The sequence below is a fragment of the Stieleria tagensis genome (genome assembly GCF_024129865.1).
GTDB classification, from domain to species: domain Bacteria; phylum Planctomycetota; class Planctomycetia; order Pirellulales; family Pirellulaceae; genus Stieleria; species Stieleria tagensis.
The window spans coordinates 1-26,054 of sequence record NZ_JAMYFE010000030.1; the positions used below are offsets into that span (position 1 = coordinate 1).

At 54.7% G+C, this 26,054-nt stretch carries 18 protein-coding genes and 1 pseudogene; 14 read left to right on the forward strand and 5 right to left on the reverse strand.

Annotated features, from left to right (window positions below; genetic code table 11):
• Nucleotides 1–1,387: 1,387 nt before the first annotated feature.
• Complete coding sequence (locus tag NHH03_RS05705) at nt 1,388–2,536, reverse strand: ISAs1 family transposase (protein WP_261364106.1); 1,149 nt, start codon at nt 2,534–2,536, stop codon at nt 1,388–1,390.
• A gap of 410 nt (nt 2,537–2,946) precedes the next feature.
• On the opposite strand from NHH03_RS05705, the gene NHH03_RS05710 reads away from it, so the two are divergent.
• The 12 genes from NHH03_RS05710 to NHH03_RS05765 all read left to right on the forward strand — a co-directional run bounded on the left by NHH03_RS05710 (nt 2,947) and on the right by NHH03_RS05765 (nt 19,739).
• Nucleotides 2,947–3,471, forward strand: a complete 525-nt coding sequence (locus NHH03_RS05710; RefSeq protein WP_253154794.1) for a sigma-70 family RNA polymerase sigma factor — start codon at nt 2,947–2,949, stop codon at nt 3,469–3,471.
• Nucleotides 3,471–4,988, forward strand: a complete 1,518-nt coding sequence (locus tag NHH03_RS05715) for a LamG-like jellyroll fold domain-containing protein (RefSeq protein WP_253154795.1) — start codon at nt 3,471–3,473, stop codon at nt 4,986–4,988. Before NHH03_RS05710 ends, NHH03_RS05715 begins: the two co-directional genes overlap by 1 nt.
• Before the next feature lie 161 nt (nt 4,989–5,149).
• Nucleotides 5,150–6,010: an alpha/beta hydrolase gene (locus NHH03_RS05720; RefSeq protein WP_253154796.1), complete on the forward strand. Its 861-nt coding sequence runs from the start codon at nt 5,150–5,152 to the stop codon at nt 6,008–6,010.
• On the forward strand, nt 6,007–7,311 hold the full coding sequence (locus NHH03_RS05725) for a DUF1552 domain-containing protein (protein WP_253154797.1): 1,305 nt from the start codon (nt 6,007–6,009) through the stop codon (nt 7,309–7,311). The genes NHH03_RS05720 and NHH03_RS05725 overlap by 4 nt, the downstream gene beginning before the upstream one ends.
• Before the next feature lie 74 nt (nt 7,312–7,385).
• Nucleotides 7,386–9,803, forward strand: coding sequence for a DUF1592 domain-containing protein (locus tag NHH03_RS05730; RefSeq protein ID WP_253154798.1), 2,418 nt, complete (start codon nt 7,386–7,388; stop codon nt 9,801–9,803).
• A gap of 132 nt (nt 9,804–9,935) precedes the next feature.
• Entirely contained in the window at nt 9,936–11,531 is a 1,596-nt protein-coding gene (locus NHH03_RS05735) for a sulfatase (protein WP_253154799.1), read from the forward strand.
• A gap of 112 nt (nt 11,532–11,643) precedes the next feature.
• The gene (locus NHH03_RS05740; protein WP_390895517.1) at nt 11,644–13,026 is read left to right on the forward strand and encodes a sulfatase family protein; all 1,383 of its coding nucleotides are present in this window, start codon (nt 11,644–11,646) and stop codon (nt 13,024–13,026) included.
• 215 nt (nt 13,027–13,241) lie between these two features.
• Nucleotides 13,242–14,612, forward strand: a complete 1,371-nt coding sequence (locus NHH03_RS05745; protein ID WP_253154801.1) for a sulfatase-like hydrolase/transferase — start codon at nt 13,242–13,244, stop codon at nt 14,610–14,612.
• A 93-nt stretch (nt 14,613–14,705) separates the two neighbouring features.
• Entirely contained in the window at nt 14,706–16,073 is a 1,368-nt protein-coding gene (locus tag NHH03_RS05750) for a sulfatase (protein ID WP_253154802.1), read from the forward strand.
• Nucleotides 16,074–16,127: 54 nt separating this feature from the next.
• The gene (locus NHH03_RS05755; RefSeq protein ID WP_253154803.1) at nt 16,128–17,402 is read left to right on the forward strand and encodes a Gfo/Idh/MocA family protein; all 1,275 of its coding nucleotides are present in this window, start codon (nt 16,128–16,130) and stop codon (nt 17,400–17,402) included.
• Nucleotides 17,403–17,416: 14 nt separating this feature from the next.
• Complete coding sequence (locus tag NHH03_RS05760; RefSeq protein ID WP_253154804.1) at nt 17,417–18,127, forward strand: 3-keto-disaccharide hydrolase; 711 nt, start codon at nt 17,417–17,419, stop codon at nt 18,125–18,127.
• 55 nt (nt 18,128–18,182) lie between these two features.
• Complete coding sequence (locus NHH03_RS05765) at nt 18,183–19,739, forward strand: sulfatase (protein WP_253154805.1); 1,557 nt, start codon at nt 18,183–18,185, stop codon at nt 19,737–19,739.
• A gap of 439 nt (nt 19,740–20,178) precedes the next feature.
• Here the strand turns inward: NHH03_RS05765 and NHH03_RS05770 are convergent.
• The 4 genes and pseudogenes from NHH03_RS05770 to NHH03_RS05785 form a co-directional block, all read right to left on the reverse strand.
• A pseudogene (locus tag NHH03_RS05770) lies at nt 20,179–20,388 on the reverse strand (transposase); the annotation flags it as partial.
• A gap of 84 nt (nt 20,389–20,472) precedes the next feature.
• A complete protein-coding gene (locus NHH03_RS05775; RefSeq protein WP_253154806.1) occupies nt 20,473–21,837 on the reverse strand; it encodes an alkyl/aryl-sulfatase in 1,365 nt (454 codons plus the stop codon).
• Between the two features lie 90 nt (nt 21,838–21,927).
• A complete protein-coding gene (locus tag NHH03_RS05780) occupies nt 21,928–22,374 on the reverse strand; it encodes a MarR family winged helix-turn-helix transcriptional regulator (protein WP_253154807.1) in 447 nt (148 codons plus the stop codon).
• The gene (locus NHH03_RS05785) at nt 22,364–22,822 is read right to left on the reverse strand and encodes a hypothetical protein (protein ID WP_253154808.1); all 459 of its coding nucleotides are present in this window, start codon (nt 22,820–22,822) and stop codon (nt 22,364–22,366) included. The genes NHH03_RS05780 and NHH03_RS05785 overlap by 11 nt, the downstream gene beginning before the upstream one ends.
• Before the next feature lie 677 nt (nt 22,823–23,499).
• Here NHH03_RS05785 and NHH03_RS05790 point away from each other — a divergent pair.
• Both NHH03_RS05790 and NHH03_RS05795 read left to right on the forward strand, forming a co-directional pair.
• A complete protein-coding gene (locus NHH03_RS05790) occupies nt 23,500–24,447 on the forward strand; it encodes a 3-keto-disaccharide hydrolase (protein WP_253154809.1) in 948 nt (315 codons plus the stop codon).
• Between the two features lie 223 nt (nt 24,448–24,670).
• On the forward strand, nt 24,671–25,951 hold the full coding sequence (locus NHH03_RS05795) for a metallophosphoesterase family protein (RefSeq protein ID WP_253154810.1): 1,281 nt from the start codon (nt 24,671–24,673) through the stop codon (nt 25,949–25,951).
• Nucleotides 25,952–26,054 lie beyond the last annotated feature (103 nt).

Genomic DNA, 26,054 nt, shown 5'->3' on the forward strand with positions numbered 1-26,054 from the left:
ATCGACGTGCGATTGCCCTGGCCGGTGCGGTGGTCACGCTTCACGCGATGCACTGTCAGAAAGAAACGGCCAGGGCGATCATCAACGCCGAAGCGGACTACGTGCTGACAGTGAAAAAGAACCAGGAGAAACTCTACGCCAAACTGCTCGAGCTATTCACCGAATATGGCGAATAGGACTACAAGGTGAAAGGACTACGCACTTAGACCGCCGTTGAGAATTCACACGGTCGTAACGAACGCCGCGTCTGCTGTTGCATCAAGGTTCCTGATGATGAATGTTTCGAGGAGTGGGAAGGGATTCAGTCAATCGGCATGATCTATCGTCATCGCGAGCATCGCACCCGTGCGGGCGAGATCAAAGAACATGACGAAACGTCGTTTGTCAGTTCTTAAAATCGGATTAGTGGGGGGACTTCAGATCAGCGTGCGGAGCGCTAGATGCACGAGACCGACAAAAGACCTTTGTCTCGGGGTTCGAGATTTCCCCCTACTTATCCCCCCATTAATCAGCAAAAGCTGCGGCTGGTTGAAGCGTTGTCGAAGAGAGGTGCAAAAGAAAACCCCGTAAAAAACGGGGTTTTCGAAGCGTCCGGAACGCAAATGGAACGCTCTTTACGACTTCGGAACCGAGGGTTGCAGGTTCGAATCCTGCCGGGTGTACTCTTCACGATCTGCGGAATTGGCCCTACCGGCCAGTTCGCAGGTTGAGAGTTTCCACCGGCCATTCCTGGCTGGTCAATAAACGCCGCGTTGGGGGGCGTTTTCCAAGTTTCGGTGATTTGCCCGAAACCTCGCTTTCAGACTCGGCCGTCCCAGATTCGCATGAGTTGCGTCCGGGCGGTTTTTTCTCTGCGAACTATCGCGCTCTCTGTTCACAAAGTGGCCGCTTGTTACCACGCCGTTTGCTTCGGATCCACCGAACCAGACGGTTTATGTTTGGTCCGCGGTAATCTGCTGAGGTGTCGGCACCGATTCACCCTAGCGGTCTCGCTTCATGCACGAGGTTTGTCCAACCGCCAGCTCGAAGAAGACACGGGAATTGCGGTCGGTCGATATCACCGACGCGCGTTAACTCGACAGCAAGAGTCAATTTTCAACCTTGAACTGGCCGTCCAGAAAGCTCCCCGAGGCGGTCTCAATCCGAACCGGGGTTTCGTCGAGCTAGGGGCCTTTCGTACCAGGAGGTTACAACGATTACCCAAGATCGAAATGTTCAAGTGGAATTCAATTTCGGACCAGATTCGAGCGGAATCGGAGTCGGAAGCGCCCAGCCACGATCGCATGCGGTTGGTCTTCTACTACCAGTCGCTGCTTGATTCCGGCGAGCTCAGCACACGGGCTGAGCTTTCTCGTCATCTCGGGGTAAGCCCAGGGCAATCGCACGTTCAAACAGCGTGAAAACCGGCGTAAATCTTATCGAGCACCGTCTCGTCCCAGCCTGCACGGAGTCGTTTGCCGCGAATCGAGTCTTTCAGCGTAGTGTCCTGTCGCAAAATATTGAGTGCCATTCGGCGAAACACTCCAGAGACTTCCGGAGCACTTCCTTTGCGAATTCGGCTCGCGTCCTCGGAAAAAGTTACATCCAACACGTAGTGCTGAGAGTTCTCGATTCTCCAATGATCTCGGAGATGCTTGCTGATCGCTTTCACCTTTGCCGGAAGGCTCGAGATAAAGAACGCTGTTTCGTCATGCTCGTTGATTTCGCCGGACCGATTGCGATGTTCTCGATGACGATAGATCATGCCAACAGATTGAATGCCCGTCCAGCCTGAGAACGCCTCATCATCCGGAACGTCGATGCAGTAGCAGACGCGTCGTTCATCGCGACCATGCGACTTCTCAACCGTCGTGTGTTTGCGAAGCCCTTTCACTTTGTAGTCTTGCTCCCCGTATTGGTTGAACAGGTCAAGCAGCTTGTCGTGAAGGTTCCCTTGGTTTTTCTTCACTGTGAGAACGTAGTCAGCTTCAGCGTTGATGATCGCAGCAGCTGTTTCCCTTTGACAATGCATCGCGTCGAGTGTGACCACCGCACCGGCAAGGTCAAGCAACTCCAGAATCATTGGAACGGTTGGTATTTCGTTGGATTTGTCGTCAACTGAAAGTTGCCTCAAGACCAGCTTCGATTCCGTCGCGAATAGGGTGATCGCATGCAGTGCACTTTGCCCTGCGGCTCGGTCGAATGAACCTCGCAATGTCTTCCCATCGATCGCGACGCCTTGCCCACGAAGCGAGCTTGCAAATTGATCCACCCAGTCGTGCATCGAAGCGAGAAACTCCCCAGTATCGAGCCGACTGAAGACTCTTCCGAAGGTGTCATGGCTCGGTACACCGTGCTCCAGGTCAATGTAGCGACGAAACCAACGAACCTTGGCTTTGCAGAACCGTTCGACGTCGGCCCAGCCATCGGCTCCGCAGATTGATGCGGTCAGGGCCATGAAAATCATTTCCAGCAAATCGTGGTTGCTTCCACGATCAACTCGTGGGTCTGTAACTTTTACAAAACTGTTGTAAACCAGTGTAGCCGGACCTTCCATTGACACATTCTCCGTTTCAGAAATCAGCCATTTCCCACAAATGACTTGACTGAAACGGACTCATTGCAATCCTGATACCGAAAACGAAATCGACGTGCGATTGCCCTGGGGGTAAGCCGAGGCCGAGTTACCCAGGTGCTAAACCGACTGAATGAGACCGATGATGAATCCGCCAAGCGTCGATTTGGTGATACCGGATAATTGCCAATACACCGGCCCAAAGCACAATAGGCTGTAAACTTACGGGATTCGCGGCTTTCCAACCGCCGAGTCAGTCAAGGAGATGAGAAGCTGGTCGTTGTTATGAGTGAATTCAATTAGGATCAGAATATTTCTGGATTCCTGTTAACGATTTGGTTTGGCGTTCGGCATACGGTGAACAAACAGTAGTTTTAGCTTTGGCCGTGCGTATGGACGAAAATCAGAAACGCGAAGAATTCACCCATTACTGGCTGCAGGCCGAGCCTTCGGTTTCGGCGTACGTATTCGCGTCAATTTCCGGATTTCATGATGCTGAAGATGTCGTCCAGCGGATCGCTCAAGAGCTGGCTCGTCGGTTCGACGAATATGACTCAAGTCGATCGTTCGTGGCGTGGACGCTTTGGATCGCCAAATCGCGGGTGATTGATTTCTACCGGACGCAGGATCGCGCTCGGATCATCTTTTCGGATGAACTGCTCAGCCAACTTGCTGACACCATCGCACGGCAGGCTGACGGTCGGAGTCACAGGCGTGAGGCTTTGGATGCGTGTTTGGATGAACTTCCTGCCAAGTCGCGGCAGCTGCTCGATTTGCGTTACGTCGACGAGCTTTCGGCCGAAGAGACGGCACGAGCGGTCGGTTCGACCAGCGGTTCAGTGCGAGTCTTGTTATCTCGTGTTCGAACGGTGCTCGCCATTTGCATTGAACGTCGGCTTGCGATGGAGAATTCGTGATGGACATCAACGATGATTTGATCGATCGCGTTCTTCAGGGACAGGCGACCGCCGTTGAGGCTGCAGAATTTCAGAAGTGGCTCAATGTTCCCGCCAACCTGGAACGCTTTGCGCTTCGAGCCGAGTTGCATGCGGATTTACGGCGTTCGTTGCGCCGCAGGGATATTCAGAACAGTGCGTTGGAGGCGAGGCGTGATCCCGAAACCAGCACGACGACTTCACCCTCCATTTTCCACTCGCGACAAGCTTTGATGCTGACCGGCGTCGCGATTGCCGCTTGCCTGATCGTCGCATTCATGTGGCCTGCAGCAGAAGACGCCCCGGGCACGGCTGGCACTCTTGCGGCCAATGTCGTCAGCGATGTGAACGGGTTGCTAACGAAGAGTGACGAGCGTTGGGATGACACGAATCTACCGACCGGCGAGTACGAATTGCAAAAGGGGTTGTTGCATCTGCAGTTCGGCGGCGGAGTGATGGTTTACCTGGAAGCTCCGGCTCGCTTCGACGCTGTCAGCGATTCACGTGTGGTGTTGCACAGCGGACGGCTGTCGGCCACGGTCCCTCCCGAAGGAATCGGATTTACAGTGAAAACTCCCGAAGCCGAAGTCGTTGACTTTGGCACCGAGTTCTCCGTCGATGTGGAAGGCGGCGCGAGCGAGGTTCATGTGTTTGACGGGCTCGTTCGGGTACATCCCGGCGCGTCGAACGGGCGCGATGCATCCAGGTCCGTTGATGTGCAGGCGTCTCAAGCTGTCCGGATTACGGAAGGAACGCCTGATCCCGAAAACATCTCCATCGCGACCGATCGCTTCATTCGCGATTTTGACGAGCCTGCTCGGAAATACGCGCCCGCTATCAGGAAGAAGTCGCCGCTCGCGTTTTACCGCATGCCGATCCGCGACAAGGGGTTGGCTTCGGAGCCCCCGAAATATTCCGGCGTCGTCTTAACCGGAGAAGGCAAACGTCCGCCGCACGCTCGAGGCGTGTTCGTCGGCGGTTCGCTACGAGTTGGCGTGGATTCGGTCGGACGGGGAGGACGCGTGGACAATCCACCTGCACTGAATACCGGGCAATTCTCGGTGACTCTGTTTGTCTACCGCGAATCGGATGATACCGGCGCGACCGCTGTTACCAACATGCACGATGACCACGGTAACTTTGATATGTCGCTGGATGCAAACGGGCGGCTGCAAGCCACTGTCAGGAGTCGCGATGGGAGTCAATCAACAATTATAGGCAAATCCGTTCTTCCACTGCGCGAATGGCGACATGTGGTTCTAACGGTTGATGGTCACAACATGCACTTCTACGAAGACGGAAAGCTTGTTGGATCAAGGCCCTGTGCGGAATTGGCCACGAGCGAATCGGATCCAATCTGGTTTGGAACCAACGCCAGCACAACACAAGCGTGGGATGGACGAATTGACGAAGTGGCGTTGTTCGACCAAGCACTCGACGACGAAGAAGTTTTAACGCTGTACCGACTGGCGCAAGAGGAGATCACCAGATCAAGATGAAATCATTAAACAATTTGTGGCACCGCAAACCATTGCCCACCACACGCCTACGTTTGCCCGCGGCGATTTGGGTCGCTCTTTGCATCATGGCAATCGGGTATGCGACAACTGCCCGGGCGCAGCAACCTCGTGCCCAGAAACCCCGCGCCCAGCAATCTCGCATGGAAGGCAAGACGGTAATCCCGAAAGCCGTGCTGGACAAGTTGGACGAACACCTTGATGTGACGTTTGCCAAATACGGTGACCGAACTTTGCAGTTAGACATATTCCGTCCAAAGAACGCGTCTGAGGAATTGCCGGCGATCGTCTGCATTCACGGTGGTGGCTGGCGAAAAGGATCGAAAATCAATCATCGCAAGGTTGCTCAAGCTCTTGCAGCCCAAGGTTACGTGACGGCATCCATCGACTATCGGCTGAGCGAAGAGGCGACCTTTCCGGCTCACATCCACGACTGCAAAGCGGCGGTTCGCTTTCTTCGCGCCAACGCGAGTCAGTACGGGATCGACTCCGATCGCATCGGCGCCATAGGTCACTCAGCGGGCGGGCATCTGGCGGCTTTGTTGGCGACTTCCGCTGGCGTAGCAGAACTGGAAGGTGACGGTGGGAACTTCGAATTCAGCAGTGCGATACAGGCCGTCGTGCCAATGGGTGGTCAGACGGATTTCATGTCAGAACGCAATCGTCAGAAGTCTGCGAGCGCAGAGATCTGGCAGCAGTTCATGGGCGGTTCCCAGGACGAAGTCCCCGAAGCTTACCGATTGGCATCACCGCTTTTCCACCTCGACAAGGACGATCCACCAGTGTGGCTGATCACGGGCGAGAAGGATGACCGCAGCACTCGTGCTGAGTCCCTGCGTAAGAAGATGGACGAATTCGGTATTCCAAACGGGCTGACCATCATCAAAGACGCTCCGCACCCCTTCACTGTGAAGCAAGTCTGGTTCGATCAGATGATGAGCTCAGCCGTTCCGTTCTTTGATCGAACACTCAAGAGCGCCCAGGAAACGGAACAAAAAAGATGAAGCCCTTGAACCAACGTAAGAAACTGAACCGCCGTAACATGCTGCGTGGGACCGGAGCCGTGATCGCGCTGCCGTTTCTTGAATCGCTGGCAGCTTCCAGGCAGTTGAATGCGAGCGAAAGCACTACCAATAATGGCACTCGCGAAACACCGATGCGGATGGTTTGTATCGGCCTGGAATACGGACTCTATCCGATCGACTTCTTTCCAAAGCGAACCGGTCGCGATTACGAGTTGCCACGTTTGTTGTCGCCGCTCGGTGGATTGAAGAATGAATTCACGGTGTTCTCGGGCTTGGACCATCCGGGGATCTCGGGCGGTCATCAAGCGACACACACGTTTCTGTCCGGCATTCGGTCTAATCAGGCGAAGCAGTATCCCGAAGGCAATCTCACCATCGATCAGAAAGCGGCTGAGCATGTCGGTGCCCAGACGCGTTATCAATCTTTGCAACTTGGAATAGGCGGTGGCGGTGTTTCGTGGTCGCGGAACGGCGTTGAGATTCCAACGATCGATCGACTGCAAACAGTGTTTGACGCGTTGTTCGAGGAGACGCCCAAATCCAAACGCACTCGGCAGGCCGGGACGTACGCCGTCAACCGAAGTATCCTGGACGTCGTCGGCGAAGATGCGGCCGCTATGAAAAAGCGAGTGAGCGTCGGAGATTCGACGAAACTTGATGAGTACTTCACTTCGATACGCGAAGTCGAAAAGCGATTGGAACAGTCGGCGGCGTGGTGGAATAAGCCCAAAGCAAAGACAAACTTCAAACTGCCAAAGACACCGCCGACCAGCTTCACGGAGCAAGTCGCCTTGTTCTATGACCTGATGAAGTTGGCTCTACAAACGGATTCGACTCGAGTCATTTCCATGGCCATTCATGGATGGAAAGGTGATTCGGGGCTGAGCGGTGTCACCAAGGGCTACCACGATCTTTCCCACCACGGTCGCGATGAAACGAAGCTAAACCAGTTGGGGATCATCGAGCAATTCCATACCGGCCAGCTCGCTCGGTTTCTTGGCAGCCTGAAAGAAACGCAAGCCGACGACGATGCGTCACTGCTTGATCGGACGATGGTGCTGTTTGGAAGTGGCCTTGGGAACGCGAGTTCTCATTCCAATCGCGAGCTACCATTGTTGCTGGCCGGCGGTGGTTTTCAACATGGTGAGCACAAAGCCTATCCGGCAGATGGCGGCGTGAAGACGCCAGCGTGCAATCTGTATCTCTCGATGTTGCAACGCTTTGGTGTCGAGTCCGATCGTTTTGGAACTTCGACAGGAACACTGGAGGGGCTTGGCTAATGCACTGGCTGACCCTTTTGTGCGATCGCTCGAGGTTCGCGTTCTTCGCGTTTGCAATGACCACGGCATGGCTTGTGTCTTCCTCGGTTCTGCACGCAGACGAACCGGGAACCAAGACGCTCGACTACTTGCGGACACACTGCATTCGCTGCCACGGCAAAGACGAACAGAACGCAGACCGACGATTTGATTTTCTCAACGATGAAATCAGAGATCACGAATCCGCCGAGCTTTGGCAGGAAGTCCTCGACGCCGTGAATCGGGGTGAGATGCCACCTGAAGATGAACCGCAACCATCGAGTGAGGAAACGACAGAATTCGTCTCTGGTTTAACTCGAAACCTACAGTTCGCACGCGAGGCACTTGCGACCGCTAACCAACAAAGATTCCGGCGGATGAACCGCCACGAATATCGAAACACGATCCGCGATTTGCTGGGCGTGAACATGGACTCGTTCGATCCAACGACCGCATTTCCTGCGGACGATCGAGTCGACGGCTTTGACAACGTTGGTGAACGTTTAGTGCTCTCAGACTACTTGATGCAGTGTTACTTGGAAGCAGCGTCTGAAAGTATTGAAAAGGCGATTCAATCTCGGCAAGTCGTTGCACCAATCCACGAAACATTGCGAGCGGAAGATTTCAGCAGACGCAGGTTTCTGTTTCGACCGGAGCAGAATTTTGTTGTGAACCCGACCGGAAAATACGTTGATGTCGCCCACAGTGATCCCGATCTTTCCAGGCTGCATGCAAAACGATTTCGTGGTGCTCCTGCCGATGGATACTACACCATCCGTGTCAAAGCCGAAGGCATTCATCGTGAACATCCCTACCCTCGTAATGCCCTGAATGTCGATCGGGAAGAACCGATCAAGATGCAGATCATTGCGACGGATCCCAATTTGGCTCGTCCCGGGGCAGGACAGAACGCATCCGATCGCATCGTCGCAACCGTTCCGCTGGCCGATCACCAGCCCCGCGTCTACGAGTTCCGCACCTGGCTGGACAAGGGATTCGTGCCGGTCATTCGCTACGCCAATGGGCCAATCAACTTCAGGGCATCCCTGGTGCGACTGGTGAAGAAGTTTCATCCTGAAACAAAAACAACCAATTGGCTCGACGTCTTCTCCACGGAGCCGTCTGAGATTCTCGACGTTTGGATCTCCGACGCGTACAAAGGGCCTCGGATGCGAGTCCATCAGATGGAGATTGCCGGACCAGAACGCCGCAATTCATCGAAGCCGGATCTCTTGGCGAACCCAAGTTCACAATCGCTAGCAGAGTTTCTCTATCGCGCGTTTCGTCGCCCGGCATTGGAATCAGAAGTCGCTCGATTCGAAGGCTTTTATCAATCGCGAATTGATGGCGGAGAATCCGAGCAAGCCGCTTTCACGACCACATGCAAAGCCATCTTGTGTTCGCCCAATTTTCTCTACGTGGAAACTCCGCCCGACTCGGCGCGAAGCGAAGACGAAGACTACCGACTTGCAACGCGACTGTCTTACTTTCTGTGGAGTTCCATGCCGGACGACGAACTGCTTCGCAGTGCTGCCAGCGGAAAGCTCAGTCAGCCCAGAACGTTGCTCGCCCAAACTCGCCGGATGCTGCAAGACCCACGTGCGGAAGCCGTGGTCGAGAACTTTACGAACAGTTGGCTGCACCTTCATGAACTTGGGTCGATGCCACCGGACACGCAAAAATTTGCTGCCTACTACGATCGGCAGCTTGAGCCCCTGATGCGGCGCGAAACTCAGTTGTTCTTTGCAGAAGTCCTGCACAAAAACCTAAGTATCGAACACTTCATCCATTCCGATTTTACCTTCGTCAATCGTTACCTGGCCGCACACTATGAATTGCCAAACGTTCAAGGGGACGAGTTCGGTCGCGTGACACTGCCGAAAGGATCACTTCGCGGAGGGCTACTCGGTCACGCAAGTGTGCTGACGGCGACGTCGAATGGAGTCGAGACGTCTCCCGTCACTCGCGGCATCTGGGTGCTGGAGAACATTGTGGGCTCACCGCCTCCGCCGCCTCCACCGGATGTCGAGCCGCTCGAACCGGACATTCGGGGAGCGACGACCATTCGCGAGCAGCTTGCCAAACATCGCAACGTAGCCACGTGTGCTGAGTGTCATCGTAGAATCGATCCGATCGGTTTTGCTCTGGAAAGTTTCGATCCGATCGGTTCGTTTCGTCACCGATATAGCAATGATTCCGGAACGCTGGTCAGCATCGTGGACACGACTGGAAAGCTACCGAGTGGAGAATCATTCGATAACATCGCCGAGCTAAAACAACTACTTCTGAAGCAGAAGGCACAATTCGCGAAGTGCCTAACCGAAAAGATGTTGACGTATGCACTCGGCCGCGAGGTGGGTTTTCAGGAACGCCCGGCAGTTGAGACCATCGTCGATGAACTCGAAGAGAGAGGCAATGGACTCCGTGACCTGGTGGAACTGGTCGTCACCAGCAACGTGTTCAACCAAAACTAAATGACACCCCGTACGATGGGGTTCCAGCCCGTCGACTTGCAAAACCGACCGCCTTGGAAGGCCATCGTAAATATTGAAGAACCGGTTCTGCCAACCAGCAACCAACACCAGGAAACTCAATTGCGACACCCCATGAATAACCCCTTCGCATCGCCTCTCATTTTCGGTCTGCTCCTCTCCGCGGCAATTCACAACACTGTTGTCGCTCAGTCTGAACAGTCCCCGCCGAATGTCGTCTTCCTGGCGGTCGACGACATGAACGACTTTGTTGGATGTCTCGATTCGCGTCCGAATGCGATCACACCCAACATCGATCGCCTGGCCGCGCGTGGAGTGTGCTTTACGAATGGTCACACCGCCGGAGTCTTCTGTGCGCCCAGTCGCGCGGCGATCTTTTCCGGCCAGTACGCTTCGACAACCGGATGCTACGAGACTCCGAATTACTTTGTGCATCATCCGGAGATTGAGTCGCTGCAAACGAGTTTCGCCAAAGCGGGTTATACCACGCTGGGCGCTGGCAAGCTGTTTCATCATCCAGCCGGCGCGATCGACCAACGTGGGTGGACAGAGTACTTCCTTCGTAATCAGTTTCAGCGTGAAGGCGGTTGGGCGCTAGAATCGTGGAGCAGCGACACACCCGTGCCACAGCCATTTCCCGCCAGCGTCTACAACAAAGGCAAAGAAATCACGGGCGGACTGTTCCTGGAATGGGGGGCAGTTCCGAAAGACCGGGAAGAGGAAATGGCCGACACGATCCGAGCCAACTGGGCCGTCGAGCAACTGAGTCGAAAACACGACAAGCCATTCTTCCTGGCCTGCGGTTTCTATGCTCCTCACTACCCCAATTACTGTCCTCAAAAATATTTTGATCTGTATGATCGAGACGCCATCGAGACTCCGGCGTTCAGAGAAGATGACTTGGCAGATTTACCTGACAAGATTCGTAAGCAACGCCAGAATCGCAAGAAAGTGCACTACGACAAGCTCGTCGCAATGGGAGCCTGGAAGGATGCTCTGCACGGATACCTCGCCTGCACCAGCTACGCCGACGCGATGGTCGGGCGGATTCTGAATGCACTCGAATCAAGCCCCTATGCCGACAACACGATCGTCGTGCTGTGGAGCGATCACGGTTATCACGTGGGCGAAAAAGGCCAGTGGGGCAAACACACACTGTGGGAAAGAACGTCCAACGTGCCGTTCGTGTGGGCAGGCCCTGGCATTGCCAAAGGGGAACGCACCGACGTGACCGTCAGCCTGATCGACATCTACCCTACGCTGGTTGAACGATGCAACCTTCCTGCACCGCGTCAGAAACTCGAAGGCGTTTCGCTGGCGTCGACGCTGAAAAACCCCGCCGAAGCAAACGACCGCACCGTCTACCTTCCGTACATCACCCCAGGCGAATACACGCTGATGAATCGCGACTGGCGTTTCATTCATTACGACGAAAAGAACCAGGAGCTGTACAACGTCAAAGAGGATCCGCACGAGTGGAACAATCTCGCTTCTGATCCGCAGTACGCAAGCGTCATCACAAGGCTGCGGGATTCAGCACCAGCCGAGTTTGCTGATCCGGAACCCAGGCTCAACTCGCGTCGCGATCTGGTCGTCGAAGGCGAAACTTTCCGCTGGGACAAGGGCAAAGGCAACTACGTTCCTCATCCAAAGTACTTGCCCTACACCGATCCCGTACTAAAGCAAAAGCAGTCGAAGAAGGGACGCTAAAATGCACAGCAAAAGAGTTCCTATGAATAAGCGTATTCGGTCAGTCATCCAAGCAGCGTTCATCGCTTGCCTGTCAGTGCTCTGCGTGGTTTCCTTTTCCCTCGGCGAGGCCATGGCAGACGAAACGAGACCAAATGTTATCGTCATCCTAGCGGATGATCTCGGTTATGGAGATCTGTCATGCTACGGAGCCGACGATATTTCCACGCCAAACATTGACCGCATGGCGACTGAGGGAGCGAAGTTCAGCAGTTTCTATGTGTCGTCCGTTTGCTCTCCGACTCGCGCGTCGCTGATGACCGGCAGCCATTCGACTCGGGTAGGTATTGGCGGTGTGATGTTTCCGCGAAACAATCATGGGCTGAACCCTGACGAAATCACGTTACCGGAACTGTTGAAAGGTCAGGGTTATGCGACGGCCATCATTGGTAAATGGCATCTCGGCAACGAGGACATGTTCCAGCCGTTGAACCACGGGTTTGACTACTGGTACGGAACGCCGTCATCCAACAGCCAGTTCTATTACCCGACGATTAAGAAGTACGCAGCCGACTGTGTGTTTCGCGAAGGTTACACTCGCGACGGAATCCTCAAGCGGGAGACAGCGGCATGTCCGCTGGTTTGCGACAACATCGTCATCGAAGTCCCTGCGGACCAGACGCAGTTCACTCAGCGGTACACTCGCGAGACCATTCGCTTCATCACGGAAAACAAAGACAAACCGTTCTTTGTGTACCTGGCGCACAACATGCCGCACATCCCGCTGCATGCCTCCGAGAAGTTCGTGGGCAGCAGCGGGCGAGGCATCTATGGCGACACCATTCAGGAACTCGACTGGAGCACCGGCGAGATTCTGCGGTCCCTGAAGGAACTCAGACTCGATAGGAACACGCTGGTCATCTTCACGTCGGACAACGGTCCCAACACCGGCAAAGGCGGCAGCGCCGGCGTGCTGAAAGGCGGCAAAGGCTCGACCCTGGAAGGCGGCGTTCGGGTCCCGTTCGTCGCTCGCTGGCCGGGAACAATTCCCGCGGGGATTGAATCCAACGAAGCCATCACCGGTATGGACTTGCTTCCGACGCTGACCAAGCTTGCGGGGGGCGAAGTTCCTGACGACCGCGTGATTGACGGAAAAGACATTGGGCCGCTGCTCGCTGGAATGCCAGATGCGAAGTCACCTCACGAAGCCATCTACTACCTGCGAGGACGAAGCGTTGATGGAATCCGCGTCGGCGATTGGAAGTACCGAATGGCCACCGATAAGGCACCGAAGGTGAAGAAGTCGAAGAAACAACCCGCCGCGGAAAGCCAGTCGAAAAAGGTCAGCGTCGAGACGCTTTACAACCTGAGCGATGACATCGGCGAGCAGAACAACCTGATCGCCAAGCACCCCGAGATCGCAGCGCGAATGAAAAAACAGATGGAAGAATTTCACATAGAGCTTCGCAAAAACACGCGGCCTGCTGCAGTTGCTGAATCAACCAAACAAGATTAGCCACAGAGGAACACGGATAAACAAAGATGAATGAAGACGAATTGAATGCGGTGACGGAGAAGTCATTGGCAGTGAGTTTTCAGTGTCGAAGCCACTACACAACGAGTTTTGATATCTGTGTTAATTCGTGTTCATCTGTGGCCAATTGCCAGGCGCCGCAAGGCTGCAGATATACTCGACCAAACACTGTTGCTAGTCCGTATGATGGATGAAAAATGAATTTAGTGCGTGCTTTTTCCCTGCCGTTTATTGCCTTGGTCCTGGTCCCCATTGCTTGTGCCGCGAGTCCCGATCGGTCGAATATCGTTGTCTTTCTGACTGACGACCAGGGTTACGGCGACCTCGGTTGTTTCGGTTCGGATTCACTTGAGACACCCAACATCGACCGACTGTGTCAGCAGGGCATGAAGTTCACTGACTTCTATGTGCACCAGCGTTGCTCGCCCACTCGACTGGCGCTGATGACCGGCTCGCACGCGCATCGTGCGGGCTGCACCAAGGTGATTTACAACAGAGATCGCATTGGAATTCACGCAGGCGAAGTGACGACGCCAGAGCTACTGAAAACTGCAGGCTACACCACAGGAATCGTCGGCAAGTGGCATCTGGGCGAATGGGACGCATTCAATCCCTCTCGCCACGGCTTCGACTTCTTTTACGGTTTCATGATCGATCTCGATCAGGGCTCGGGGATCTATCGGAACCTTGAACGCGTCGAATCGATCAAGCGCAAAACCGATGGACAACATTCGCCGAAACTGCTCGATGCAGCGATTGGCTTTATCAAAGAGAACAAAGAACGCCCGTTCTTTCTCTACTACGCATCTCCGTTGCCGCACACGCCATGGATTCCCAACAAACGTTTCAAGGGAACTTCTCGGCGAGGTACTTACGGTGATGTGATTCGCGAAATCGACTGGCAGGTCGGTCAGCTTATGAAAGCTCTCGACGAGCAGGGCATCGCTGAGAACACGCTGTTCATCTTCGCGTCGGACAACGGGCCAGTGCTCGGCATTAACGGCGGAGACGCCGGCCCGTTTCGCGACGGCAAATGGACCGACTTTGAGGGCGGCATTCGCGTGCCGTGCATCATGCGTTGGCCGGGCACGATCAAACCCGGTTCGACGAACAGTCAGATCACTGGAATCATCGACTTGCTGCCGACGTTTTGCGCGATTGCCGGAGTCGACTCGCCGGGCGACCGTGTCATCGACGGTCGAAACATCCTGCCTTACATGAAGAGCGAGAAGGTTGAACAGCCAATCCACGAATCATTCATCGTGCCTGGTTCGGTGATTCGTCACGGGCAGTGGAAGCTGCTTGTTCGAGATCTAAAGCCGGGTGGGAAGAGCGGTCGAGAGGGAAAGCGTCCGTCAGCTCGGGCGGGATCGCTTTTTAACCTCCAGGCCGATCCCGGCGAGACCCGAGACGTCTCAGCCGATCACCCCGAAATCGTCGCGGACCTGCGACACAGAATGAACGAAGCGGTCAGGGAACTCGAAGCCAACAGTCGACCGATTGGCAGACTGCCCGGTGCGGACGATCCAACGACAAAGAAGAATAGAAAGAACAGGAGCAAACAATAGATGCGTTTCAGACCCATACAATTCATTTTCGCCAGTGCCATCATTGCGTTGTTCACACAGTCGGTCGGGGCAGCGACACCGACGGAAAGACCGATGAACGTGCTCTTCCTGGTGGCCGACGATTTGAATAGTTGGATGTTGGAAGACGCAGATCGCTATGCAGGCAAGGTGGTCGCACCGAGTCTTCGGAAGCTTGCCAGCAGTGGAGTGAACTTCACGCGAGCCTATACCGCCGCGCCGGTTTGTTCGCCTTCTCGCACGGCGTTCTTTTCCGGTGTCGCACCCTGGAAATCGGGTATCTACAACAACGCGCAGATCATCAATGAGAGCGAGGCACTTAACCAGGATGCGGTGCTATCTCTTGCCGGGTTGTTCAAGAAGGGCGGCTACGACACTTTCGGGTACGGAAAAATCACCCACGGCTGGGACCAGAAAGAACACTGGGATGACAAAGTCGGCCACAAAAGAGATCCGGCTCCTCCCGGAGCTCCTCTGGCTGGACTCAGCGGGGGCGAGCAAGACTGGGGACCTATCCACCTCACCGAGGAACAAATGAATGACACCGGCGGGGCCAATAAGGCCATCGCGGTCTTAGAGAAAAAACACGACAAGCCATTCTTCCTGGCCTACGGCTCCTTCAATCCCCACATGCCCTGGTACGTTCCGCAAAAGTATCTTGACATGTACCCCTTAGACCAGATTGTCCTTCCCGAGCTGAAGGAGGATGACCTGGATGACCTTCCTCCCCTGGCCAAAGCGGTCAGTGACGGGATCGGGAGCTTTGCCGACAAAGTCATCAAATCTGGTAAACATAAAGAGGCGGTGCAGGCCTACCTGGCCACGACCACCTATGTCGACACTCAATTCGGGCGCGTCCTCGATGCGCTCGAAAAAAGCCCCTACAAGAACAACACCATTATCGTCTTTCTCACCGATCACGGGTTTCATCTGGGGGAAAAGTATCACTGGCAAAAGACGACCCTCTGGGAGGAGGGAACGCACACATTGTTGATGTTTCGTGCGCCGGGAGTCACCACAGCCGGGGGCGTGTCGCAGCGGTTCGTTTCCCTGATAGACATCTACCCCACTTTGGCCGAGCTCTGCGGACTGACACCTCCCGCGACCATTGATGGACGCTCGCTGGTCCCCCTGCTCAAAGCCCCGAAAGCTCCCTGGGAAAGCACCGCCATCACCGGATTGTGCAATAAAACGAAAACGGACCTGGCCTACCTCAGCATCCGCCACGAACTCGGACGCTACACCCGTTACGGGACCGAAGAAGAGGAGTTCTACGACACCACCCAGGATCCTCACGAATGGACCAACCAGATCGATAACCCGAAATACGCCACGATCGTCGAAAAACTCCGCGCCCTGGTCCCAGGTTTCGAGGATGCCGCTCAGCCCCTTCCCTCTGCCTTGACCAGGAAGCGCAGGGGAACCCCAAAAGAGAAAAAGTAGAAATAGTCCAGTCCTTCTACATCGTGAGAATAAGCTGAACAAACAGGATCAACCATGAACCCTTCCCCACAAAACAAGACTTCACGTCGATCCGTGTTGAAATCGATCGGCGCGACCACGACGCTGGCTGCGTCAGGTCTGTTGCCATCAGCAATCTACGCTGCCCCGCCCGCATCGGCGAATGACAAGTTGCGAGTCGGATTGATCGGCGCAGGCAATCGAGCCAAATGGCTGACGCGTGCCTTGTCCCGCGAATCCCATCGGGCCGAACTGGTCGCCGTCTGCGATTGCTACTTGCCGCAGATCGACGTCCTTGCAGCGGACAACAAGAACGATCCGAAGGCCGGTGCTGCTTGGGCGCGTTATCAAGACTATGAGCAGATGTTCGAGCAGGAAGAGCTTGAAGCGGTCATGATCGCAACGCCGGATCACGTGCGCGTGCGTGCAGCGATCATCGCCTGCGTCAAAGGTCTGGATGTCTACGCGGAAAAACCGCTCAGCTTCAGCATTCCGGAGGGTCGCGCATTGGTCGAAGCCGTGCAAAAACACAAACGTGTGCTGCAGGTTGGTACGCAACAACGCAGCACCCCGATCAATCAATATGCCTGCGAGTTCGTACGCGAAGGGGGACTGGGCAAAGTTTCGACGATCCTGGTGAAGAATTACTCAGGCTCTCGGCCTGCGACGGGTCTCGACCGGCAACCCATCCCCGAAGGCATGGATTGGAATCGTTTTTGTGACCAGGCAAAGCTGCTCGATTATCACGAACAGTTACACCGTCGGTGGCGGAACTTCAACGCCTTTACGGGAGGACCCATTTGCGATCGTGGTTCGCACGCACTGGACATGGTTCACCTTGCCATGGGGTGGGAGAATGTCGCTCCAACGCGGATCGAACCTACGACCGAAGCGAAAGAATACTGGGGCCGCGGTGTGAGACTTTACTACCCGGATGGAACTGTCATTCGCCTAGAAAGTTCAGACGGACCGGCCTTTGGCGGCATCTTGGTTGGCCAGCAGGGCAAGATCGAAATCAATCGTGGACGGTTCGCGTGCAACCCGAACAATATGCTCGCTCCATTCACCGGATCGGAAACAGAATCGCACGTCGCCAACTGGCTGGACTGCATTGAAACCCGCGAACAACCCAATGCACCGGTGGAGGTCGGCCATCTGATTACCAGCGTCGCGCACCTGATCAATATCTGTCGGATTACCGGACGTACGATCAACTGGGACGCGACCAAAGAGCAAATCATCGGCGATGATTTGGCCAATGCATTGCTGACCAAAGAACGACGTCCAGAATTCTCACTTCCCGCCGTTTAACGCAAGGACTTCAAATGCTTTCCGATTCAATCTGTCGTTCTGATCGCGCGACAACGCACCGGTATTTCTCGACCATTGTGCTCGTTGCGATCTCGTTCTGCAGTAGTTCCGCCTTCGCCGATGATTGGACCACCCTGTTCGATGGCAAAAGCCTCGATGGCTGGAAAGCGTCACGCGACAACACGCAGTTCACACTGTCCGACGGAGTCATCGTCGGTGCAAGTTCCAGCCAGACTCAGTTTCTGCACACGGTCGAAGAGTACGGTGATTTCGAACTCGAACTGGAAGTCAAACTTCACGACCCGGACCTGAACTCGGGCATTCAAATCCGGACTGGGTTGACGCGGACCAACGACGCCGGCAAGGTTCGTCCGTCCGTTCATGGCCCACAGGTTGATATCGGTAAATCTCCCGGGCGATCTGGACACCTCTTCAACCAGGGCAATGGTGCCTGGATCACGCCCCAGGAAGACCTGACTCGGAACGAACTGATGGTCAACGGAGAATGGAACAAGCTGCGAGTATTGGCCGTTGGCCCTCGAATTCAAACCTGGATCAATGGGAAACAGGTTGCGGATGTCGCTGATGATGAGGCCTATGCGAAGTATCCATCGGGCGTGATCGCACTGCAGGTCCACGGTGTGAAGAAGTCACCAGAGAAAGCACGCCACGTTTCGTTTCGATCGATTCGTGTTCGCAAGTTTCAATCGAAGACCAATGAATAAGAATTTGAATCCCTTTTAACAAACAACAATTCGTCATAACGATCCAGGAACTTCCATGAATCCAGCGAGAACAATCGCTCAAGCGAGTTTGTCTTTGTTATTCGCATTTCTGCTGGCTGGCACAGGCTTGGCCGCTGAGAAGCCGAACATCGTGTTGCTGTTTATTGACGACTGGGCTTGGAACGGCACTCCGGTCCCTATGAATGACGGCATGGAGAATTCCCGCATGCCGGTCGTGCAGATGCCAAATGTCGAACGGCTGGCACGTGAGGGAATGAAATTCACAAACGCGTATGCCTCGCCGCAGTGTTCTCCATCGCGCGTCTGCGTGCAGACCGGACAGTCCTCGCCGCGGAACGGCTTCACTGTCTTCATGAACGACGGCAGGCAGGAGTATTTCGACGAAAAGGGCTATCCCGACTTCCCGGTCATTCCCTGCATCTCAGACATGACGATCGACAAGGATGCTGTGACAATCCCCGAAGCTTTGAAGCCGCTCGGTTATGTCAGTGCTCACATCGGCAAATGGCACATGCGAGGTGATCCCGGCGACGAGGGATACGTGCTGCACGACGGCGACACCAGCAATACCCCTGGCAATACGCTGCCCGCAGGAGCCAACCAGCGTCTTCCTGATGACCTGACTGATCCCAAGTTGATGTTCAGCGTCACGGAAAAGGCGCTCGGCTTTATGACCGAGCAGGCCAACGCCGGCCAGCCGTTCTATGTTCAAATTTCACACTATGCGATGCACGAAGGCCGCGAGTGTCTGCCGGAGACGCGTGAGAAATACACTCAACATCCACTCGTGCAGGCTTACTACCAGAAGATCGGGAAGACGGCCGAGACCGTAAAACGCAAGGAAGATCCAGCCATCTGGCTGGGGATGGGAGACGATCTCGATGGCCGTATCGGTGCCGTGCTCGGCCGCATCAGCGAACTGGGAATCGCGGACAACACGTACGTCGTGCTCGTGTCGGATAACGGTTACCGACACAAAGAACTCCAGCTGACGAAAGGACTCACGCAGCCACACCATGCGGCCAAGTGGTGGGTCTGGCAGGGTGGTATTCGTGTTCCAATGATCGTCCGCGGCCCCGGTATCAAGGCTGGCTCTGTCTTCAATGGCAATGTCGTCAATTACGACTTCCTGCCAACCTTCGTCGACTGGGCTGGTGGTGATCCGACGACTCTGAAAAACATCGACGGCATCAGTCTCGCTTCCTACATGACAGGTAAGCCGCCGACCGAAGCCTTCCTTCAGCGGAATCTCTATTTCCACTACCCGCACTACCGTTCAAGCATGCCGCATTCAGCAATCGTTTCCGGCAACCACAAGCTGTTGCATTTTTACGATCAACCTCAGATCCCCATGCTTTTTGACTTGTCCAAAGACATGGGCGAAGTCAAGAACATCGCTTCCCAGCATCCCGAGACGCACAAGAAGCTTTACGACGAAATGATGGGCTACTTTAAAAATGTCGGTGCGCGCATTCCAAAGCGGAATCCAGACTTTGCCCCCAAAGTCTATCAGCAGGACAAGGACTTCGAGTTGCGCAAAATCTGGGGAGCTTTCGAAGGAAACAGACTGCTTGAAGAAGATGAGAAGTAGGCGAAACCGACTGGCGAAGAACTCTACGACCTTCGCACCGGCCCGCGTTGGGTTGAGATCCGAACCGGATGACGATCCATTCAAACCACCAACGATAAAACCCTCGGCCACAAAAGCGTGACTGAGGGTTTCGGTGTGAATAGCGACTAGAAAGCTCCCCGATTGGGACTCAAACCCAGAAAAACTGGGTTAACAACGGACGAAGCGCACGAAAATGCAGAGGTGAATCACACCGACCGCACGAACAGCGATTTCTTCCTGCTGTCGGTTGCATCGACTTCGGTTTGGAACCCTTTGTTGAAAATCGCTTCGGTCAATTAGACCTCCGCACGCAATACTCCTGTTCTAGTCCCCAGCAATGCTCTGATTCAGAAGTCAGGCGACTGATTTGGTCTCTGGGTCAACAGGATTGGTGGCTTGCAACTCGCGCCACATTAGTGAGCCGTTTCAGCTCGGCCTCGACCGAGCTGCTGCTGGCGATCTCTGTGTCAAAGGTGCCTTCCGCCTCGAAGGTCTTCTTCCAATTTCGAATGAGATTAGCCCCAACGCCGAGATCGCGGGCAACTGCGGCATATGACAAGCCTTGTTCAATGACTTTTTTGACCGCCGCGAGCTTGAATTCCCGGCTGAAGTTTCGACGTTTATCCATGGATTGGTTCTCCTGTCAGAGCAGTCTGACATCTGCCAACCCACTGTCAACTTTTTGTGGGCAATTCCATTGTCGCACGAGCGACTAGAACCACAGGTCGCTCAACTCGCCGGATTCGAGTTCGTTGGCGTAGCTGAGGTAGTAGTTCCGGTTGGGGGCGTTGTACTCGCTCGCCGCCAAACCTCGCAGTGCCTGAATCTTCACCTTGCGGGCCAGTTTGCTGTCGCCGTCGCTGAGCCATTTCAAGTGATCCGATAACTCCAGTGCCCATTGATAGTCTTGCTCTGCCAATGCTGCATTCATTCGCTCGGTCAATTTTTGCGTGCCACCGGCGAGCTGGGCAATCTTGCGTGCTTTCAATTTGGGTTCCATCGGGCTCAGCGTCGTCGGGTTCCCGTCGTACCAGCCCAACAGGCCTGAATAGATTGCTCGGACCGCATGCGGCACGGTGCCGTAGAACTCAATCAGGTAAGGTTTGTCTTTCAGATGCTCAGGGAGTTTGACTTCGTGAGCGAGTTGATCGGGACCTTTTCCAGCGTTGATGCCTCGCACCGTTTGGTCGTACACACTGCGTATCGCTTCGCTGTAGTCCTTCAGTGCCGTCGTAGCCGCTTCCTGTCCCTGGATGGGCATCGTGTGCCCAGGAACGACAGCGTGTGGTTTGAGCGCGGCCATCTTCCCAACACTTTCAGACCAATTCAGCACGTCGCGATAGGCCGTGCCACGAATCGCGTACAGGTTTGGAAAGGAGCTGTAAAAATTGTCGCCCACCAGCAACACCTTTTCCTTCGGGAGCCAGATAAACATCGCATCGTCAGTTTCTCCCGGGCCGATATGAAATTCGATGTCGACACCCGCGATCGTTGTCTTGAGCCCGCTGCTGGGTACGGTGACGGTTGGTGGAAGGAATCCCTTGCCGCGGTCGCTATCCTCAGTCCCCGCCGGTGCAACACCGCGGTTCGTAATCTCCGACGGCGAAAGTTTCCGACCGAACTGACGCACATTTCGTTTCGCTTTCACAGGATCAACCGCCTTGTTGACGCCTTCGGCGGAACCAAAGGTCTCGGTGCCGTAAACGTCCGGTTTCTCATCGCCAACAAAGGCACTGGCTCCGCCAATGTGATCGCCATGGCTATGGGTGTAGATGATCGCCTTGACCGGCTTGTCGCTGTACTGCCGAAAAGCTTCAGCCGCTTTGGCTGCACTGGTCGGACCGAAAAGAGTATCGACGATGATGACGCCGTCGGTGCCGACGATCATCGAGGTGTTCGCTCCGTGGAACCCAACCGCGGTGTAAACGTTGTCCGCAACTCTGACAACTCCCTTCTCGAACTGTTGCTGCTGAGCATGGAGCATCCGAAGTGCCGTGTCGGGCTCGACCTGCGTTTGTCCGCTGGCAACGCCAGCGGACACTACCAAGAGGCAAAGCGTAGTGATAAGACTCTTCATAAGACTATTCCTTTGAATCGTGTGCTAAATATTTAGCGGAACGGCGCGAGCCGTCCGGTGTCACAATACCGGACGGCTTGCGCCGTTCCGCTACAAGTTTTTTGCCAATAAGTTTTTCTGCATCTTTTGCAGAACGTCTTGCGTCGCTTCCAGCTCCGACTTCGAGATGCCCTTCAATGTGTTCTTTCGCAAGTCGTCTAGCAGCGGAAGGACGGTTTGAAGTTGCTGCTCGCCGCGGCGAGTCAATCCGACCATCACGATCCGAGCGTCTTCCTTCGATTCGCTCCGCTGGACAAACTTCTTTTCAACCAGTCGGTCCAACTGGCGTTTCACCGTCGTTGGATCACGAATCATCAACGATGCCAGTTCGTTCATGCTGAGTGGCTGGCCGGCATCTGACAAAGTGATTAGCGTCTGCGTTTCCTCTGGCGAAAACGGCCAACCGGCACTCTTTAGCACCGCTGCCATTGCCGAACGAATCAGATAGGCAACACGCCCGATTGCAAAGCCCGGCGAAGATTCTGAGTCAAAGTGCATGTTCGCCTCCGGAAGAGTTCTGAATTGAAGCCGTCGGCCCAGAAAAGATCGGACGATACCAATCAAAATAGCAGTAAATCAGTAGCGCACAGGCTGCGAAATCGGGAAGCCCGACAACGAGGTATTGATGAGCAAAGAAGATCACGTATAGCAAAATATTGAACGCATAGGGCAGCGCCATCAGGATTGCGAGCGGCGCAGTCCGCGGGATGAACATCAGCGTGCCAGCGACCGTCTTGAGACACCCAACCCAAAAGATCAGATAGCCAGTTTTCTCAAGCGCGAGCATGAATTGATCGAGTTCGCTTGGTGGCTCGCCAACTGGATACCCATTCACGCCAAAGCCCATCGTCATGATTCCGGTTCCGACAAGGAACAATGCGAAGAGCATCCGCACGGCGAAGGCGAGATTCGGGAGTCGAACGCTGCGATTCTTAAAAGAGGACATCTCACTCAATTCAGTTGCGTACGAAGCTTTTTACTGTACTTTACAGCTATCCATCTGTGAGTCAATGCGTTTGGAGAAAATAGCTGATGCCGAATCACTCAACCCAGTCTTTCGGATCGGTTTTTCATCCTGAAATGCGCTGGCCGTGACAAGAGCTTTGCAAAAAAGCTGCAGACACTTTGCTAATCTCCGGCAAAGTGGCGGAATTACCTAATAGCGAGCAATGGCCACACACATCTCAACTTCACTCATCGCTCGGCTATCTCTCGCCAAGCTGTTTTGAATCAACCGTCCCCTGCTGAAAATAAGAAGAAGCGTGGCCCCCAAAACCCAGGACACCTCAGTCACTCAAGAAATGGGGTGAAGAGCACGCGACGAAGAAAAGAGGATTACTTTGTAGCGGCACGGCGCTGGCCGTCCGGTCCCGCGAAACCGGGCGGCTTGCGCCGCTCCGCTAAGTTCATGATCGAATCATTCGACGAAAATGCGGGCCGGATTGTTCAGTTCCTGGATGACAACGGGCTGCGCGGGAACATAATCATCTCGTGAACGCCGAGCCATCACTCACCGAAGTCTACCGATCAAGAGTCCCAATGAATCAAAACCACCAAACCATTTCGGTTGCCATTCTGCGTCACGCACGCCTCGCCCTTTGTGCTTTCGTGTCAATCGCTCTGATGTCGATGTCGCTGGCTGAGGAGCTACCGAGTGAGCTGAAGGGAGATTGGTCCCTTGATCTTGATTCCGGCCTGCCCGCCTGGATGCGAGTGGTCGAAGAGGATGGACAGCCGCAGGTCTACATGCGTTTATACATCGGCCCAACCGGCCCCTACAAAGCCGAGCAGGTTGACGGGCGATTGAAGTTTGAGATCCGCAGAAACCCTAAAAAGAAGAACGGACAAACTTCGATCACCAAAGTGGATATCCGCCTGAAGGATGGAAAACTCGATGGCACTCTCGAACGCCGACTCGCCGACGGAACTTCGCAGCGTGATGCGTTCACGGGAAAAAAGGTCCCACCGATGCCCGCATCGGCTCCTGATTTGTCAAAGGTGCGATTCGGACATCCGATTTCGCTCTTCAATGGCAAAGACTTGACCGGTTGGCGAACACACGAGTCGGACAAGACGAACGGTTGGAGCGTGATTGATGGAATGCTAGTCAACACCACCACCAAGACCGACTTCAGCCCGACCGGTTCCTACGCAAATTTGCGCACAGAAGCCGAGTTTGAAGACTTTTGGTTGCACATCGAATTTCTAGTCGAAGAAGCACGAAACAGCGGCATCTATTTGCGGGGGATGTACGAGGCGCAGGTGGTTGATCGCGACAGCCCAATGCAAGGCATTCAGGGAGTGGGCGCGATCTTCGGTGCGATCGCGCCGTCCGTCAATGCGGGAAATCCTGGAGGCCAATGGCAAACCTACGACCTGACGCTTGTCGATCGGCACATCACCGTTGTTCTCAATGGCGTGAAGGTCATCGACAACCAACCAATCGATGGCCCAACCGCGGGAGCCATCCACACAAACGCCGCCGCACCGGGTCCAATCTATCTACAGGGCGATCACACCACCGTATCGTATCGAGACATCTACCTGGCACCGGTCATGAGCAAACAGTGAGGTTAAATCACCACGACTGACACACCCGCAACAAAGTGACAGCCAGTGACGAAGTTGGCTCCCACTACCAAAGACCAGTTGCGACAGTTTCGCTCCAGTAGCTCAACCTCGGATTTGGCAGCATGAATTGTCGAAATCGGATTCTATCCGCTACATTTGCTTTGCAACGCCCGTTCCTTAACGTTCCCGTCTGGCCGCCTGCCAATCCAACCAGAAGATTCTCATGTTCAGCCGTCGAGATTTCATCGGAGTCGTTCCTGCTAGCGCGCTTGCCATTTCTTGCGCCCATGCCGCGCAACCGAATCAATCACAGGAGAGTGCAGCGAGCGATGGACCAAACAAACCGCTGATCGCCAGCCCGCCGGTGGTTCAGAACCCGCGTCCAAATGGCTTTGGTGTCAGCATTGCCGTCGCTGGACTGGCGACCGCGTGGGTGGAATATGGCTTCACAAAGGAGGACCTGCGTTTCACGGCAACTGCCAGTCGCCATGGCCTGATCCAAGCCGACGATCAGGTCTTGCATGTTCGTGTGAATCATGCGGACGAGCTACCCACAGACCGACCGGTCTTTTATCGAGTCGTCGTTCAACCACTGAAATACATTAGCGCTTATCAGTTGAAACGCGGTGAGACGCAAACGACCCAGATCCATGCACTGCGATTGCCCGACCCCACGGCGGATCAATTGCGGGTGGTGTCCATTAACGACACGCATGAAAACTTGCCCACAATCAAACGCCTTCATGAAAAAATTGAAAAGCTCGACCCAGACGTACTGATTTGGAATGGCGACACGTGCAATGACTTCAACGCACCCAAGGTAACCGAGCAGATTCTATTGAATCCGGGCCAGGACCTCTCTTTGAGTTGGGCGAGTACGCGTCCGCTGTTGTTTTCCAATGGCAATCACGATGTTCGTGGCGAGCGTGCGAGAGAAGCAGCACGGTCGTTGGTCGGTTGTCCAGAATCGCAAGAGTTGCCCTACAACCAAGCATTGCGGTTTGGCCCGCTGGCGATCGTCACACTCGACACCGGCGAAGACAAACCCGACCAACATCCTGTGTTTGCTGGAACCGCTGCCTATGAGCCTTATCGGGAGCAGCAGGCAGCATGGCTAAAGCAAGCCGTCACGCAACCGCAGATCCGTTCGGCTCCCTTCAAAATCGTGACCAGCCACATTCCCTTGCGAGGCCTGGAAGGTCAAAACGACGGAACGACCCTGGATGGCTATGCGTACTACAGCGGTTTCGGCGCAAAGCTTTGGGTGCCAATACTTGAAGAGGCAGGATTCCAAGCCGTGCTTTCAGGACACACGCACCGCGATCGCCTCGACGTTGCGACAGATGACATGCCTATCGCCCAATTTGTCGGCGGTGGACCAAAGCTCGAACAAGCAACGCTAACGATCATTGATGCGAAACAAGTCGACGAGCATGCAGAGCTAGACATTCGCATCGTCGATTTAAACGAGAAATTGCTGCACCAAACGCAGTGGTCAAGCTGACGAAGAATCGCCACAAACTTTGCGGACGGCTTGTCGCTGATCGTTCCTCGATGAGAACGATCAATCGTAGATCGATCCACAATGGCCTTTACGCTTGAACACT